2 rRNA genes (1 of these 2 cut by a window edge) are annotated in these 2,500 nt (G+C 50.8%); both read left to right on the top strand.

The features are described 5' to 3' along the window. Nucleotides 1-1,652 (top strand): 23S ribosomal RNA (locus tag ACUJFL_RS00010); it begins 1,233 nt to the left of the window's first position. A gap of 153 nt (nt 1,653-1,805) precedes the next feature. Beyond that, nucleotides 1,806-1,920, top strand: a 5S ribosomal RNA gene (gene rrf, locus ACUJFL_RS00005). Nucleotides 1,921-2,500 lie beyond the last annotated feature (580 nt).

The raw sequence follows: 2,500 nt of genomic DNA, 5'->3' as shown, positions 1-2,500 counted from the left end.
TGCGAATGCTGACATGAGTAACGATAAGGGGAGTGAAAAACTTCCCCGCCGAAAGACCAAGGGTTCCTATCCCATGCTAATCAGGGTAGGGTGAGTCGGCTCCTAAGGCGAGGCTGAAAGGCGTAGTCGATGGGAAACAGGTTAATATTCCTGTACCGGCCAATACTGCGATGGGGGGACGGAGAAAGCTAGGCAAGCGCGGCGTTGGTAGTCCGCGTGAAAGTGTGTAGGTTGAGAGACTAGGAAAATCCGGTTTCTTAAGACTGAGACACGAGACGAGTTACTAAGGTAACGAAGTTGCTAACGCTATGCTTCCAGGAAAAGCCTCTAAGCTTCAGGTATTGGTGACCGTACCCTAAACCGACACAGGTGGTCAGGTAGAGCATACCAAGGCGCTTGAGAGAACTCGGCTGAAGGAACTAGGCAAAATAGTACCGTAACTTCGGGAGAAGGTACGCTCTTTGATGTGAAGCCCTTGCGGTGTAAGCATTGGAGAGTCGCAGTGACCAGCTGGCTGCAACTGTTTATTAAAAACACAGCACTCTGCAAACACGTAAGTGGACGTATAGGGTGTGACACCTGCCCGGTGCCGGAAGGTTAATTGATGGGGTTAGCGCAAGCGAAGCTCTTGATCGAAGCCCCGGTAAACGGCGGCCGTAACTATAACGGTCCTAAGGTAGCGAAATTCCTTGTCGGGTAAGTTCCGACCTGCACGAATGGTGTAATGATGGCCAGGCTGTCTCCAGCCGAGACTCAGTGAAATTGAAATTGCGGTGAAGATGCCGTATACCCGCGGCTAGACGGAAAGACCCCGTGAACCTTTACTATAGCTTGGCACTGAACATTGACCCTACATGTGTAGGATAGGTGGGAGGCTTTGAAGTTGGAACGCTAGTTCTGATGGAGCCGTCCTTGAAATACCACCCTTGTATGTTTGATGTTCTAACGTAGGTCCCTGAATCGGGATTGCGGACAGTGTCTGGTGGGTAGTTTGACTGGGGCGGTCTCCTCCTAAAGAGTAACGGAGGAGCACGAAGGTTGGCTAAGTACGGTCGGACATCGTACGGTTAGTGTAATGGTAGAAGCCAGCTTAACTGCGAGACAGACACGTCGAGCAGGTACGAAAGTAGGTCATAGTGATCCGGTGGTTCTGTATGGAAGGGCCATCGCTCAACGGATAAAAGGTACTCCGGGGATAACAGGCTGATACCGCCCAAGAGTTCATATCGACGGCGGTGTTTGGCACCTCGATGTCGGCTCATCACATCCTGGGGCTGAAGTCGGTCCCAAGGGTATGGCTGTTCGCCATTTAAAGTGGTACGCGAGCTGGGTTTAGAACGTCGTGAGACAGTTCGGTCCCTATCTGCCGTGGGCGTTGGATGATTGAGTGGAGTTGCTCCTAGTACGAGAGGACCGGAGTGAACGAACCGCTGGTGTTCGGGTTGTCATGCCAATGGCATTGCCCGGTAGCTACGTTCGGAACGGATAACCGCTGAAAGCATCTAAGCGGGAAGCCGGCCACAAGATGAGTCATCCCTTAGACTTCGAGTCTACTAAAGGGTCGTTGAAGACCACAACGTTGATAGGTGAGTTGTGGAAGCGTGGTGACACGTTAAGCTAACTCATACTAATTGCCCGAGAGGCTTAACCATACAACGCCCAAGATGTTTTAAGAAAAGAATACAGTGTGAATTTACTTATCAGATTGCCGAATATTGGAATACGTTTTTATCAAATCCTTCCATGGATTTGACCCTAACGGGCAGCACTAAAGTGCGTTAAAACGTGTTCCCTACAAGTTTTTGCCTGGTGGCAATAGCGCTGTGGAACCACCTGACTCCATTCCGAACTCAGAAGTGAAACGCAGCTGCGACGATGGTAGTGTGGCATTCGCCATGCGAGAGTAGTACACCGCCAGGCACCTCATTCAATAGAAAAGCCCTACTCGCAAGAGTGGGGCTTTTTTATTGGTTGAAATACCCTAGCCGGTGCACTGCTCGAGCCGGGCGACACCATGCGACAAAAACGTCTGGAACGTTTTTGGACAGCTTTAGCTGGCCGCGCAGCGGCGAACCCCAGGCAAGGGGTGAGCAAAGTAGTACGGTGAAGCCGGGAGACGACAAGCCAACAGTTTGGTTTGACGCCGGCTGAACGCCCTGAGCTCTGCGAAGGGCATGAAGGCACCTCATTCAAGCAAAAGGCTTATCCTAACGGGTAAGCCTTTTTGTGTTGAAGCGCCTCGCGGCGCTGGTGGCATTGAGCAAAGCCATCCTTGGCCTGCATCGCTTCGCGACCTGCCTGCGGCAGTCCAAATTCGTTCCTGAGGAATTTGTCGCCATGCGATTTGGTACTTAAGAATAGTAAAAGGCAATTAAAGCAGTTAGCTCGAATTGTTCCGAGTAACGAAGTACGCCGTTAGACAAATTTTTAACGGGACGTCACCATCATGCTCAAAACTCAAAACTCAAAACTCAAAACTCAAAACTCAAAACTCAAAACT

It is taken from the genome of Alishewanella sp. HL-SH05, from assembly GCF_052655985.1.
Note: the sequence above shows the minus strand (reverse complement) of the source record. Positions and strands in the feature narration are given on the sequence as shown.